The following is a 13253-nucleotide window of genomic DNA, read 5'->3' on the forward strand; positions in this document are numbered from 1 at the left end:
TAACCCGACGGCCGGCAACGCGGCGGCCACCGAGGCATCCGCGCCCCGACCGCCCGCAAGCGGGCGCCTACCGGCGCAGGCGGCGTCAGCGGGGCCGTTGTCGGGTTATGGCGCGCGCGACCGCTGCCTTCCCATCGAAGGCCGCGCCGGCGCGCCTAACCCGACGGCCTCGCACCCGAAAAAGAGATCTCGCGCAGAGACGCAAAGGCGCAGAGAAGGAGAAGAGGAGCGTACTGGTGACATCGACCAAGGCTTTCTCTTCACTTTGCGCCTCTGCGTCTCTGCGCGAGCCCTTAGGTCGCATGAGCCCTGTAGGGTCCTCTGTGCGGGCCGTTCGGGCTCGTGCAGCACTTCAGAAATCCCGAGGCTGTTCGTTGTCGTTGTCCTAATCGTAGTCTGATCGTCGATTACAACAGCGACAGCGATGGTCGTTGGAGCCGGTCTCGGAACATCCGCACTGCTGCACTAGCGGTCTTTACCCAGCTCCAGCCGCCGCTCGATGCGCTCCACACGCGCTACGAGCCTGTCGTACCTCGCATGCTGATCGGCGATGTCGCCGTACAGGCTGGCGTGATCGCGGCGCAGACCGGCAACACCGCTCTCCAGACTTGTGAGCCTCTGTTTGATCTCGCGGACATCCTCTTTGACGGCCGTGACATCGGCTCGGAGGGCGCGCAAATGTTCGAGGATCAAGCTTTCGACATCTTCGGTCATGGCGCTCGCCCAACAGGTTGGGACCAGCAACTCTAGCACACCAGAGCGAGCGGCATTGACGACCGCGACCCGCCCTCTCCCGATGACGGTCGCGACGCCGGTTCCCTCCCTCGCCCCCTGGAAGAGGGACGAGCGCTCAGGGGCGAGGCGCCATGTCCTCGCCCGGGGCGGCCCGCGTCCGGCATTGATCGCGGATGGCCAAGAGGGGTGCGTCCGGGCTCGGCGGGGCCGCCGCCCAGGCTGGATCGGGCCGCCAGTGCCGCACCCAGTCGGGGAGCCGCTCGGCGGACATCGGCGGGGCGATGCCGAAGCCCTGGGCCAGGTCGCAGCCCAACGCGAGCAGGTCGAGTCCGTGCGCGACGGTCTCGACCCCCTCGGCGATCACGGCGCGGTCGAAGGCCTTCGCCAGGCCGATGACGCCGGTAACGATCGCGCGGTCCTCGGCATCCTCCAGCATGTCGCGGATGAAGGACTTGTCGATCTTCAGCGCGGTGACCGGCAGCAGTTTCAGGTAGGTGAGCGAGGAGTAGCCGGTGCCGAAGTCGTCGAGCGCCGAATGGACGCCGAGCCGCCGACAGTCCTCGATGAGCTTACCGACGTGCGCCATGTCGGCGATCGCGGCCGTCTCGGTGATCTCGATCTCGAGGCAGGCGCCGCCTGCGAGACCCGAACGGCCCAGCTTAGCCGCCAGCTCCGCGCCGAAGCTGGGGCGCTGCAGATGGCGGGCCGCGACATTGATGCTGACGGCGATCCGCAGCCCCTCGGTCCGCCACTCGGCCAGTTGGCGCAGGGCCTCATCCATCACCCAGTCGCCGATCGCGACGATCAGGTCGCTGTCCTCGATCAGCGGCAGGAACTCGGCCGGTGGCAACAGTCCTCGTTCGGGGTGGTGCCAACGGATCAGTGCCTCGGCCCCGATCACCTGGCCCCGGCGCATGTCGACCTTGGGCTGGTAGTGGAGCACCAGTTCGCTATCGGCGAGCGCCCGCTCGATGCGTCGGATCGCCTTCTGGCGCTCGAAGAGGGCGATATCCTGCCGATCGTCGTAGAAGAAGAAGGTGTTCTTGCCGAGCTGCTTGGACCTGTACATGGCCTGATCGGCCTGGCGGATCAGCGTGTCGCTGTCGACGGACCGATCCGAAAACAGGGTGACGCCGATGCTGGCGGTGACGGACACCGATTGCCCGGCGACGTTCAACGGTCGTGCAACGGCAGCCAGGAGGCGCTCGAGGATCTCGACGCAGGCGGCCTCGTCCGACAGGTCGGTGAGCAGGATCACGAATTCATCGCCGCCGAGGCGAGCCACTGTATCGTTGCCGCGCAGCTCGGCCCGGAAGCGTTCGGCCAGCTCGATCAACAGCCGATCGCCGGCGTCGTGGCCGTAGCGGTCGTTGATCGGCTTGAACCCGTCGACGTCGAGGAAGCAGACCGCCAAGCGCGACTGTCCCCGCTCGGCCCGGGCGATCGCCTGGTGCAGCCGGTCTTGCAGCAGCATGCGGTTGGGTAGCCCAGTCAGCACATCGAAATGGGCGATGCGCTCCAGCTCGGCCTCGTGCCGCTTCAGGGCGGTGATGTCGGTGATGATGCCGACATAGTGAGACGTGGCGCCCTGGTCATCGACGACGGCCGAGATGGTCAGTTGCTCGGGATAGAGGTCACCGTTCTTGCGGCGGTTCCAGATCTCGCCACGCCAGACCCCTTCCTCTCGCAACGACAGCCACATGGCACGGTAGAAGTCCGGGCCGTGCCGGCCAGACTTGAGAACCGCCGGCGTGAGTCCGATGAGCTCGGCCCGGTCATAGCCGGTGATCCGCACGAAGGCATCGTTGACGTCGATGATCCTGGCATTCGGGTCCGTGATGACGATCCCTTCCTGGGTATGCTCGAAGACGCTCGCAATCAGTTTCAGCCGGGTCTCGGCCCGCTTGCGGGCGGTGATATCCTGGAAGGTCACGGCGAACTGGCCTGGCGCCGGACGGAAGGCTCGGACCTCGAAGTGCTTGTCGATGGCACGGCTGTAGGACTCGAAGGTGTCCGGCTCGCCGGTCAGCGCCACCCGCCCATAGCGGGCGATCCACTCGCCCTCGGTGGCCGGCATCACCTCGAGGACACGGCGACCGACGACATCCGCGGCACAGAGGCCCGTCATCGCCTCGAACGCCGGATTGACGGCCAGGAACCGATAATCGCAGGGTCGGCCGGCATCGTCGAGCAGGATCTCGTGGAGCGCGAAGCCGTTGATCATCTCGCTGAACAGGACCCTGAAGCGCTCCTCGGAGAGCTGCCGCTCGGTCTCGGCGCGGGCCAACTCGGCCCGCTTGCGCTCGGTGATGTCCTGCAGGGTCTCGATCGCGCCGATCGTCTCGCCGTGCAGGCCGCGCAACGGGGCGGCCGTGAAGGCCAACCAGCGCCCGCCGTGTGGGAACTGCGGAAAATGGCCTTCCGCTTCGTAGGCCCCGTCGATGAAGGCCGACGGTCGACAATCGGCGTAATACTGCGCGAAGTCCGTCGACGCCGCCCCGTCGAGGACGAGGTCCGCCATCACCGGCCGGGCCTCGGCGTAGAAGGCGCGCCACTGGTCGCGGGTCCCGATCATGGTGTTGGCCGGGATGCCCATCACGACCTCGCAGGCCCGGTTCCAATGGGTCACGCGGTGCTCGACGTCGAGCACGAAGATCGGCACCGGGCTGCCCTGGATGATCTCGCTCAACTGCCGTTGACTGGCCAGGATGTCGGTCTCGGCGCGCTTCTGGTCGGTCACGTCCTGAAGCACCTGGATCGCGCCGATCGGCCGGCCGTCCGGGCCATGCAGCGGGGCCGCGCGGAACAGGATCCAACGGCCACCGCCGTGCAGGTGCGGGAAGAACCCCTCGGCCTCGCATGAGCCATCGTCCTGGGAGCCGCGCAAGCCCTCACCGTACCATCGGCGCAGCTCTCCCGCCGTCGCGCCGGCGATGACCAGGTCCGCCAGCAACGGGCGCGCCTCCGGGTAGAAGGGGCGCCACTGATCGCGCGTCCCGATCATGGCCGCCGCCGACACGCCCGTGAGCCGCGCACAGGCCCGGTTCCATTCGGCCACGCGATGCTCGGTGTCGATCACGAAGGTCGCGACCGGGGACTGCTCGACGAGATCCCGTCCAGTCAGCAACATGACACTCCCCCGCTCGCCCGCATGTCGTGGTACACCTGATCGCTTCGTTGGCAGGGCCGTCGAGCCGGCCCAGCCTGCGCGTGCCGCCCGCCGGTTCCATCCGCCCCTTGGCGGGGCCTGCACTTCGTTAGGAACGATGCAAGAAGGAGCGTTGCAACTCAGCCCTCGATGTTGGGTTGGGCTGCGCTAACCCGGTCTTCTATCTTATCTCACGCCAACGGCCGAACAGATTGGTTGTAGGTGCCGTGTCGGTGCGGCTTTGGGGCACCTTGAAAAATTCAAGGTGCCCGTGCGGGGCCAGGATGCCCCGCCATTTTCAGTCGCCTAAGCGACTAAAAATGAAGCGATGTGGAAATCGCATTTTCGCTTCGCGTCTTGAGAAATTGCCCGGATGGCAATTTTTCAAGGTCCCCCAAAGCCGCACCGACAGCGGGCCATAACCCGACACCCCTGTGGACTCCTTTTCCGTGAGCTCGCCTCAGCGGTTATAGAGCAACAGCGAGGCACCCAGCAGGATCGCGACCCAGAGGACCATGCTGCCGGTCGGCCAGGTGCGGGCCAGGGTCCCCTGGGGGCCGTGGTGCCTCGAGAGGTTCCCGACCAGCCGCTCGATGCGCCCCCGCCACCGCCCCGTCAACGCGCCATGGAAGGCGCTGGTGCGCACCGAGAACTCGCTCAGGAGTTCCTTGAAGAACTTGCGGTAGAACCAGTCGAAGTCCAGGCTGATCGTCAGGGTGCGACGCATCAGCGGCAGCATCGCGAAGAAGGCGAAGCCGGCGAAGAGCAGCAACTGGAGCTGACTGACGACGTGCTCGAGGGTATAGGGCTGATAATCGACCGGATGGGGCAGGATCCCATAGAGGACCTGCGGGAACAGGCCGATGGCCAGGCACAGGAACGAGAACAGCCACATCGCCTGGCGCATGTTGGCCGGCGGGTCCGGCGGTCGCAGCCCGGAGTCGCGCTGGAAGAAGACGAACCAGGGGAACTTGATGCCGGCGTGCAGGAAGACGCCGGCCGAAGCGGCGAGCAACAGCAGCCAGACCAGGGCCAGGCCCTCGTTGGCCGCGGCCTGGGTCTCGAGCGACTTGGTCACGAAGCCGGACGTGAACGGGAAGGCCGAGATGGCCAGGGCGCCGACGATGCCGTTGATCGTCGTGACCGGCATGCTCTGGAAGAGTCCGCCGAGGTCGGTGCACTTGCGTCGCTGGGTCATCCACAGGACGCTGCCGGCCGACATCAACAGCAGGGCCTTGTAGAGGATGTGCGCGAAGGCGTGGGCCGCGGCGCCATTGAGCGCGAGCGGGGTACCGATGCCGATCGCCACGACCATGAAGCCGACCTGGTTGACGATGCTGTAGGCCAGGATGCGGCGCATGTCGTTCTCGAGCAGCGCGTAGAGGATCCCGTAGAAGACCATGTAGAGGCCGATCGGGACCAGGATCTCGGCGCCGGGAAAGCCGACCAGCAGGGCGTAGACGGCGGTCTTGGTCGTAAAGGCCGACAGGAAGACGGTCCCGCTGGGGCTCGCCTCCGGGTAGGCGTCGGCGATCCAAGCCGACAGGGGCGGCGCCCCGGCGTTGATCAGGAAGCCGGCCAGGATCAACCAGGTCGCGAGGCTCTCGGGGCGCATCGCCGTGAAGGCGATCGAGCCCGTCTCGGCCACCCAGGCGGCGATCCCGGCCATCAGCAGCACGCCGCCGAGCAGGTGGATCAGCAGGTAGCGCAGGCTGGCCCGGTAGGCGCCCTCGGTGCCGGCCGCCCAGAGGACCAGCGTCGAGCCGATCGCCATCAGCTCCCAGAAGATGAACAGGGTGATCAGATCGCCGGCGAAGGTGACGCCGATCGCGGCCCCGGCGTAGGCGTAGGCGGCCGTCAGCTCGAAGGTCGTCGCCTGGCGCAGCGCATAGAGCCCGCCGGCGAAGGCCATGATGGCGAAGACGGTCGCGAACAGGCGCCCCTCGCTCGTGACCCGCACCAGCTCCAACTGGTAGTCGAGAAAGGGGACGCTGACCAGGGTGCCCAGCGGCCACCACCAGATCGCCGCGAGCGTCAGCGCCGGCAGGCCGAGGATCAGCGCCGAGCGCAGTCGCTCGCGCGCGAACGGCAGTGCCGCGGCGCCGAGCAGCAGGATCAGGCCCGGGGGCCAGGCCAGGTCAGTCATCGCGAACCCCATCGTCCCGATCGTCGTAATAGTGATCCGGGCGCTTCAGGAAGATCCCCATCACCTTGGCCAAGGCGACCATGCCGGCGCAGGTCGTGAAGCCGTACCAGGCGTAGAAGCCCCAGCTCGCATCCAGGGTCATCCCCTGCCCCGGGAAATGGGCATGGTGGTGCACGAAGAACTCTGGCAGCAGCGCCAGCACCAGGATCGCAATCTGGATCAGCCAGAGATTCGGGAGGTTCTCGCGACGATAGAGCCAATGGGGGGCGCGCGGCGATGGCATGGTGTCACTCACTCGGGATCGATGGTGATGGCACGACCGGGTCTCACGACTCGACCAACTGCCGGGCCAGTGTCAGCGGGACCTCGGGGAAGAGGAACAGCAGCAGGGTCAGGGCCGCCGTCGCGGTCAGGGCGATGACCATCGGCCGGGGGGCCTCGCCATGCGACGGCGCCTCGCCGGCCGCCGCGCGCTCGGATCGGAAGAAGGCGGCATAGACGATGGGCACGAAATAGGCGGCGTTCAGCAGCGTCGAGGCGACGATCACGGCGACGGCGACCAATTGCTCGGTCTCCAGGGCCCCGAGCAGCATGTACCATTTCGACAGGAAGCCGGCCGCCGGCGGCAGCCCGATCATCGACAGGGCGCCGATCGCGAAGGCCCCCATGGTCCAGGGCATGCGCCGGCCGATGCCATCGAGCTGACTGATCTCGGTCTTGTGGGCGGCCGTGTAGATGGCGCCGGCCGCGAAGAAGAGCGTGATCTTGCCGAAGGCGTGGGCGGCGATGTGCAGCGCCGCGCCGATCGCCGAGATCGGCGCCAGGATCGCCGCCGCCAGCACGACATAGGACAGTTGGCTGACGGTCGAATAGGCCAGGCGGCGCTTCAGGTTGTCCTGGTGCAGCGCGATCAGCGAGGCGGCGATGATCGTAAAGCCGGCGGCATAGAGCAGCCACTGGGCGCTCGGGACCGACTGCAGCGATTCCAGGCCGAAGACATAGACCAGGACCTTGACGACGGTGAAGACCCCGGCCTTGACGACGGCGACCGCGTGCAGCAGGGCGCTGACCGGGGTAGGCGCGACCATCGCGGCCGGCAGCCAGCGATGCATCGGCATCAGCGCCGCCTTGCCGATGCCGAAGACATAGAGCCCGAGAAGCACGGCCAGCAGCGGGCCGTCGAGGTGCCCGGCGATGAGGCCGCCCGGCACGAAGTCGAGGTGCCCGGCCAGGTGCCAGGTCCAGACGATCGCCGGCAGCAGCAGCCCGATCGAGGTCGCGATCAGGATGCCCAGATAGACCCGCCCGGCCCGCACCGCGGCCTCGCTGCCCTTGTGCGTGACCAGCGGATAGGTCGAGAGCGTCAAGATCTCGTAGAAGATGAACAGCGTCAGCAGATTGGCCGCGAAGGCGATGCCGATCGCCGCGCCCAGGGCGATCGCGAAGCAGACGTAGAAGCGGGTCTGGTGCGCCTCCCGATTGCCGCGCATGTAGCCGATCGAATAGAGGGAGTTGATCGGCCACAGCAGGGTCGCGACCGCGGCGAACAGCATCCCGAGCGGCTCGACGCGCAGCGCGATCGCGACGCCCGGCAGCAACTCGACCAGCGTGAGCGCCGGACGCTCGCCGGCCAGGACCGCAGGCAACAGCGACCAGACCGCGAGCAGCAGCAGCCCGGCCGTGATCAGCGTGACCGCCTCGCGAAGGTTCGGCGTGCGCCGGGCGGCGATGATGCCCACCGCCCCGGCGAGCGGGATCGCGAGCGACAGGGCCAGGGGGATCTGGGAGGCGATCTGTGGGGCGATCATCGGGCCACCCCCGCGAAGAGCCCCGCCGCCGCGGTCTCGGCGAGGCCGACGGTGAGGCGGGTATCGAGGCCGAAATAGAGATTCGCCAGCACCAGCGCCCAGGTCGGCGCCAGCAGCGCGAGCGGCACCTCGGTCACGGCCTCGGCGCCCGCCGGGCGGGGCCGAAAATAGGCCACCTCCACGACCCGCCAGATGTAGAGGACCGCGAGCAGCGACGCGATCAGGATCAGGGCGGCCACCGGCCACCAGCCGGCCTCGATCGCGGCCAGGATCAGGTACCACTTGGAGACGAAGCCGACCGTCAGCGGCACCCCGATCAGGCTGAGCCCGCCGACGACGAACGCGGCGAGGGTCCAGGGCATCTGGCGTCCGAGTCCGGCCATGCCCGTGAGCCGCACCGGCCCGAGCCGGTAGGCGACGGCGCCGAGGGCCAGGAACAGTGCCCCCTTCATCAGGGCATGGTTGAACAGGTGCAGCAGGGCCGCCGTGAGTCCGGTGACGCTGACCAGGGCCAGGCCGAGGGTCATGTAGCCGATCTGGGCCACCGAGGAGTAGGCGAGCATGCGCTTGACATCGTCCTGGAAGATGGCGACCAACGAGGCGCTCAGGATCGCCGCCAGCGACAGGGGCAACAGGATCCAATGGGTGAGCATCGCATCGAAGGCGAACGCGACACCGAAGATGGTGTAGAGGAAGCGGATCAGCGCATACAGGGCCACCTTGGTCGCGGTCGCGGCGAGGAAGGCGGTGACCACGGACGGGGCATAGGCGTAGGCGTTGGGCAGCCAGAGGTGCAGCGGGAACAGGGCGAGCTTCAAACCGATGCCGACGACGAGGAACGCGAAGGCCGTATGCAGGGTCCGCGATTCCTGGAGCGGGGCGATGCGGATGGCCAGATCGGCCATGTTCAGCGTCCCGGTGAGCATGTACAGGAGCCCGACGCCGATCAGGATGAAGGTGGCGCCGATGGTGCCCATGATCAGGTACTGATAGGCCGCAGTCAGTGCCCGGCGATCCCGCCCCATCGCAATGAGCGTATAGGACGCCAGCGATGAGATCTCCAGCAGCACGAACAGATTGAAGGCATCGCCGGTGATGGTGATGCCGAGCAGACCGGCCAGACACAGCAACAGCGCGGTGAAGAAGATCGCCTGCTGCTCGGGGGGGATCTCCCGCGCGACGCTGCGCCAGGCATAGGGCAGGATCGCCGCGGCGATACCCGAGACGATCAGCAGCACGAAGGCGCTGAGGCGATCGACCCGGTACTCGATGCCCCAGGGCGCCGGCCAATCGCCGAAGGCATAGCCCGGCAGGTCGCCGTTACCAATCTGGCTCAGCAGGGCGACGGCGATGGCCAGGGTGAGCCAGCTCACCGCCGTCGCGAAGGCCCAGGCCCAGCGCCCGCGGCCTAGGAGTAGGCAGATCGGGGCGGCGAGCAGCGGGACGACGACTTGCAGGGCGGGCAGATGGGCGGCGATCACAGGCTCTCGTCCTGGGCATGGATCTCGTCTTCCTCGACCGTCCCGTAGGCCTCCTTGATCCGGATCGCCAAGGCCAGCCCGAGCGCCGTCGTCGCGATGCCGACGACGATGGCGGTGAGGATCAACACATGCGGGAGTGGATTGGAGTAGCTGGTCGCGCCGGCGACGACGATCGGCGCCGTGCCACCCTGGACCTTGCCCATCGAGATGTAGAGCAGAAAGACCGAGGTCTGGAGCACGTTGATGCCGACGATCTTCTTCACCAGGTTGCCCTGGGCGATGACGACATAGAAGCCCGCCATCATCAGGAAGATGACGATCCAGTAGTTATAGAGACCGAGCGCCGCCATCGTCACTCGCTCCGGCCGACGAAGGCGAAGAAGATCAGGATCATGACCGCGGCCACCGTGATCCCGACCCCGAACTCGACCAGCAAGACGCCCAGGTGTTGGCCGGCGATGGGGTCGGCGGCGAGGTGGTCGTAGCCGAGGAAGCTGCCGCCGTTGAGCATCGCGACGAGCCCGACGCCGCCGTAGAGCAGCACGCCGAGCGCCGAGAGCGGCCTCAGCAAGGCCGGGGGCGCGACCACCATGGCCTTGTCGAGGCCGAAGGCGAGGGCATAGAGGATGAGGCCGGCGGCGAAGATGACCCCCGCCTGAAAGCCGCCGCCAGGGCCATAGTCGCCATGGAACTGGACATAGAGCCCGAACAGCAGGATATAGGGCACCAGCAGCTTGGCGATGGCCTCGAGAACGGGTCGGGCGCTCACCGGGGGGGCTCCTCGGACGTCGTCGGGGGCGTCGACGGAGACGCGTCGGCAGCCGACGAGCGGCGACGGCGCAGGCCGAGCAGCGACAGCACCCCGACCCCGGCGGTGAAGATGACGATGACTTCGCCGAGGGTGTCGTAGCCGCGGTAGCTGGCCAGGATCGCCGTGACCATGTTCGGCACACCGACCTCCTTCGGCCCCTCCTCGATATAGCGGGGGGCGACATGCTGATGGATCGGCGCGGCCGGGTCCGCGAAATGGGGCATGTCGGTGGTGCCCCAGATCAATGCGGCCCCGGTGATGGTGACGACGATCAGCGGCAACAGCGGACGGTGGCGCGGCTTGGCCTCCCAGCGCCCGGTCAGGGCCAGCGTGGCGAGCATCAGCACGGTCGCGATGCCGGCACCGACGGCCGCCTCGGTGAAGGCGACATCGGCGGCATCGAGCACGACGAAGATGGCCGCCGTGATCAGGCTGTAGATACCGGCGAGCATCACCACCGCGAAGAGATCGCGCAGCCTGACCACGGCCACGGCGGCGATGGCCAGCAGGGTCAACAGCACGAAGTCGATCAGGATTTCGATGGCGGGTTCTCCTTCTCGGCGAGGCGCGGTCCAAGCCCGGCGCGCAGGGCCGCCTTGGCCAACGCGTGACTGGCCGTCGGACTCGTGTACCACAGGAAGAGCAGGATGAAGGCGAGCTTGATCGAGACCAGCGACCAGCCCGCCTGGACCATGAGTCCACCCAGGATCAGGGCGGCACAGAGGGTATCGGTCACGCCAGCGGCGTGCAGCCGGGTGTAGAAATCCGGGAACCGGAACAGGCCCACGGCCCCGCTGACGCCCAGGAAGACGCCGCCCAGCAGCATCGTCCAACTCACGAGATCCAGGACCAGGCTCATTCGTCCGTCTCCGGTGACGCCGTACCGGCCACCCGCTCGACGAGCTTCAACACGGCGATGATCCCGATGAAGTTGATCAGGGCATAGGTCAGCGCGATGTCGAGAAAATCGGGACGCTCGGTCAAGAAGCCGTACGCGGCGATGAAGAGCACCGTCTTGGTGCCGAACATGTTGATCGCCAGAATGCGGTCGTAGACGTTGCCGGGGAGGCTCGCGCGCACCAGCGCGAGGGCCATGACTACGAGGATGCCGAGACAGGCCGCGGCGAACATCAGGCGCCGCCCTCCCCGTCCTCGAGCCGGGTCACCCGCCGATCCATCGCCGCACCGCGCAGATCGGCGATCACCTCGGCGCTGAGGCCGTGGACCAGCACACCGCGTTCATCGATCTCGATGGCCACGGTCCCCGGCGTCAGCGTGATGGAATTGGCATAGATGGCCCGCCCCAGATCGGTCTTCTGCGAGGCTGGCAGCCAGGCCATCGTCGGGCTGATCGGAAAGCGCGCCGGCTGCCAGATGCGGCGCACGACATCCTGATTGGCCTTGATGATCTCGACGAACAGCCAGGCCCAGTAGCCGGGCAGCCGGCGCCAGAGGCCCGCCGGAAACGACAGGGCATCGAGCCGCTGCATACGCCAGGCCATGAGGGTCACGAGCGCCGTGCTGGCGCCACCCAGCGCGAGGAGCAGGCCGCTGTCCCAGTGTCCGGACAGCAACAGCCAGAAACCGTAGAGACTGGCGCCAAGCCAGAGCAGATGGATCATTGGTCCGAAGGGCCTTTGGTCCGGTCGTGCAAAAGGGTGTGATTATAGCCCGAGCGACGCACCGAGGGGACCACTCGGTGTGCAACCGCGGCGATGTCGGGTTACGGCGCGCGCCAGCCCCTCCTTTCTCAGCGACCGCCGTGCCGACGCGCCTAACCCGACCGACGGGCCGTGCCGATATCGCCGGGGCCGGGGCCGTAGGTCGGGTTAGCCCCTCGGGGCGTAACCCGACGGCCGGCAACGAGCCCCCGTCGAGGCCGGTGTCGGGTTACGGCGCGCGGCCAGCCTGGTCTTTCGCATCGAAGGCCGTGCGAGCGCGCCTAACCCGACCTACGCGCTCTGCGCCTTTGCGTCTCTGCGCGAGATCTCTTTTTCGGGTGCAAGGCCGTCGGATTTAGCCCACGGGGAGGCAACGAGGGGCGTAGGTCGGGTTAGCCCCTCGGGGCGTAACCCGACAGACGGCAACGCCACACCCACCGCGGCCGGCACCGGTCGGCGGCGAATGCGCCCGAACGGCCCTCAGAGCTCCATGCGGCTGCGGTATTTCTGTTCGCAACGCTTGACGAGGTCGACGGCGACGACCTTCACGCCCTCCTTGGCCGCTTCCTTCTCGATGATCCGGCGGATCATCGGGCGCAGGAAGGCCGGCGCCTCGTGGACCCGCTCCTGGGCGTCGGCGTTCCAGGCGATGCCGAGCTTCTTGTTGACCCAGCTCCCCGGGGCCGGCGGCGGTTCGATGGCCTCGGCGATCGCGAGCCCCGGCTCGCCGCCGAAGGCCGCCTCGGCGAGGACGTCGGACATGGCCCGGCCGACGGCGCGGGTGAAGACCGGAAAGGCCGGGTCGTTCTGGAAGAGGATCCGCTTCATCTCCAGCACGGCCGCGCGCCGGGCCTGCACCGACGCGGGGTCCTCGTCGCGCGCGGCCGGGTCGATGTAGGCGTCGCGCCAGGTCGTGACGGTCGCGTCGAAGGTGGCAAGGAAGCGCTCCGGGTCGAGCGGCTTGAAGGCGCAATGCAGCAGGTGCGGCGAGGTCACCGAGCGCAGCCACTCGACGCCGGTCGCCGGCAGGTCGAGGGCGGCGCGGTGGGCCGCCGAGACGGCCGCGAACGGACCCATGTCGAGCGTCGGCGAGCTCGGCGAGAGGTCCATGATCGCCAGCGTGCGCTCCGGCGGCATGCCGCCGATGTGGAGCAGGAACGCGGGGATCGCGTAGTCGACGCGCGGGTAGCCGAAGATCACGAGGCCGCCGCGGCCGCGCTTGAGCGCGTACTGGTTGACCATGACCCGATCGAGCTTGGCGCCCTGATAGACCCGCGAGCGGGCCTCGACGTAGGTGCCGGCGGCGTGCCGGACGCTCCGGTATTCGGTGTAGTCGTCGGGGTCCAGGCAGCCCCGCAGCCGATCGAGGAACAGCGCCTCGTAGCGATCCCAGATCGTCGCCCCGTCCTGCACCTGTCTGTCGTCGCTCACCGGCCGGCCCTCGTCGCGCTGAAGTGCGGCGG

General features: G+C 67.8%; 13 protein-coding genes. All 13 read right to left on the reverse strand.

Annotated elements, in window-relative coordinates; genetic code table 11:
- Nucleotides 1-465: 465 nt before the first annotated feature.
- The 13 genes from CKO41_RS09385 to CKO41_RS09445 all read right to left on the reverse strand — a co-directional run bounded on the left by CKO41_RS09385 (nucleotide 466) and on the right by CKO41_RS09445 (nucleotide 13221).
- Entirely contained in the window at nucleotides 466-714 is a 249-nt protein-coding gene (locus CKO41_RS09385; protein WP_200251225.1) for a hypothetical protein, read from the reverse strand.
- A gap of 136 nt (nucleotides 715-850) precedes the next feature.
- Complete coding sequence (locus tag CKO41_RS09390) at nucleotides 851-3865, reverse strand: sensor domain-containing protein (protein ID WP_200381945.1); 3015 nt, start codon at nucleotides 3863-3865, stop codon at nucleotides 851-853.
- 478 nt (nucleotides 3866-4343) lie between these two features.
- Nucleotides 4344-6029: a Na(+)/H(+) antiporter subunit D gene (locus tag CKO41_RS09395; protein ID WP_200381946.1), complete on the reverse strand. Its 1686-nt coding sequence runs from the start codon at nucleotides 6027-6029 to the stop codon at nucleotides 4344-4346.
- On the reverse strand, nucleotides 6022-6324 hold the full coding sequence (locus CKO41_RS09400; RefSeq protein ID WP_200381948.1) for a hypothetical protein: 303 nt from the start codon (nucleotides 6322-6324) through the stop codon (nucleotides 6022-6024). Before CKO41_RS09400 ends, CKO41_RS09395 begins: the two co-directional genes overlap by 8 nt.
- Before the next feature lie 31 nt (nucleotides 6325-6355).
- Nucleotides 6356-7837 (reverse strand): proton-conducting transporter transmembrane domain-containing protein, encoded by a 1482-nt coding sequence (locus CKO41_RS09405; RefSeq protein ID WP_207143945.1) that lies wholly within the window; start codon nucleotides 7835-7837, stop codon nucleotides 6356-6358.
- A complete protein-coding gene (locus tag CKO41_RS09410) occupies nucleotides 7834-9318 on the reverse strand; it encodes a proton-conducting transporter transmembrane domain-containing protein (RefSeq protein WP_200251229.1) in 1485 nt (494 codons plus the stop codon). Before CKO41_RS09410 ends, CKO41_RS09405 begins: the two co-directional genes overlap by 4 nt.
- Complete coding sequence (locus CKO41_RS09415) at nucleotides 9315-9668, reverse strand: cation:proton antiporter subunit C (protein WP_200251231.1); 354 nt, start codon at nucleotides 9666-9668, stop codon at nucleotides 9315-9317. The genes CKO41_RS09410 and CKO41_RS09415 overlap by 4 nt, the downstream gene beginning before the upstream one ends.
- 2 nt (nucleotides 9669-9670) lie before the next feature.
- The gene (locus tag CKO41_RS09420; RefSeq protein WP_200251233.1) at nucleotides 9671-10087 is read right to left on the reverse strand and encodes a Na(+)/H(+) antiporter subunit B; all 417 of its coding nucleotides are present in this window, start codon (nucleotides 10085-10087) and stop codon (nucleotides 9671-9673) included.
- Nucleotides 10084-10650 carry a DUF4040 domain-containing protein gene (locus tag CKO41_RS09425; RefSeq protein ID WP_200251236.1) on the reverse strand — a complete coding sequence of 189 codons (567 nt, stop codon included), beginning with the start codon at nucleotides 10648-10650 and terminating at the stop codon, nucleotides 10084-10086. Before CKO41_RS09425 ends, CKO41_RS09420 begins: the two co-directional genes overlap by 4 nt.
- A gap of 8 nt (nucleotides 10651-10658) precedes the next feature.
- The gene (gene mnhG / locus CKO41_RS09430) at nucleotides 10659-10988 is read right to left on the reverse strand and encodes a monovalent cation/H(+) antiporter subunit G (protein WP_200251239.1); all 330 of its coding nucleotides are present in this window, start codon (nucleotides 10986-10988) and stop codon (nucleotides 10659-10661) included.
- Complete coding sequence (locus CKO41_RS09435; protein WP_200251242.1) at nucleotides 10985-11260, reverse strand: MrpF/PhaF family protein; 276 nt, start codon at nucleotides 11258-11260, stop codon at nucleotides 10985-10987. The genes mnhG and CKO41_RS09435 overlap by 4 nt, the downstream gene beginning before the upstream one ends.
- Nucleotides 11260-11751, reverse strand: a complete 492-nt coding sequence (locus tag CKO41_RS09440) for a Na+/H+ antiporter subunit E (RefSeq protein ID WP_200381950.1) — start codon at nucleotides 11749-11751, stop codon at nucleotides 11260-11262. The genes CKO41_RS09435 and CKO41_RS09440 overlap by 1 nt, the downstream gene beginning before the upstream one ends.
- A 519-nt stretch (nucleotides 11752-12270) precedes the next feature.
- Complete coding sequence (locus CKO41_RS09445; protein ID WP_200381952.1) at nucleotides 12271-13221, reverse strand: PCP reductase family protein; 951 nt, start codon at nucleotides 13219-13221, stop codon at nucleotides 12271-12273.
- Nucleotides 13222-13253 lie beyond the last annotated feature (32 nt).

Origin of the sequence: Thiococcus pfennigii (assembly GCF_016583835.1) — a bacterium.
GTDB classification, from domain to species: domain Bacteria; phylum Pseudomonadota; class Gammaproteobacteria; order Chromatiales; family Chromatiaceae; genus Thiococcus; species Thiococcus pfennigii.

Excerpts from the sequence above, each read along its gene's own strand:
- CKO41_RS09385 (WP_200251225.1), bottom strand. The coding sequence starts at position 714 with ATGACCGAAGATGTCGAAAGCTTGATCCTCGAACATTTGCGCGCCCTC.
- CKO41_RS09390 (WP_200381945.1), bottom strand. The coding sequence starts at position 3,865 with ATGTTGCTGACTGGACGGGATCTCGTCGAGCAGTCCCCGGTCGCGACC.
- CKO41_RS09395 (WP_200381946.1), bottom strand. The coding sequence starts at position 6,029 with ATGACTGACCTGGCCTGGCCCCCGGGCCTGATCCTGCTGCTCGGCGCC.
- CKO41_RS09405 (WP_207143945.1), bottom strand. The coding sequence starts at position 7,837 with ATGATCGCCCCACAGATCGCCTCCCAGATCCCCCTGGCCCTGTCGCTC.
- CKO41_RS09415 (WP_200251231.1), bottom strand. The coding sequence starts at position 9,668 with ATGGCGGCGCTCGGTCTCTATAACTACTGGATCGTCATCTTCCTGATG.
- mnhG (WP_200251239.1), bottom strand. The coding sequence starts at position 10,988 with ATGAGCCTGGTCCTGGATCTCGTGAGTTGGACGATGCTGCTGGGCGGC.
- CKO41_RS09435 (WP_200251242.1), bottom strand. The coding sequence starts at position 11,260 with ATGTTCGCCGCGGCCTGTCTCGGCATCCTCGTAGTCATGGCCCTCGCG.
- CKO41_RS09440 (WP_200381950.1), bottom strand. The coding sequence starts at position 11,751 with ATGATCCATCTGCTCTGGCTTGGCGCCAGTCTCTACGGTTTCTGGCTG.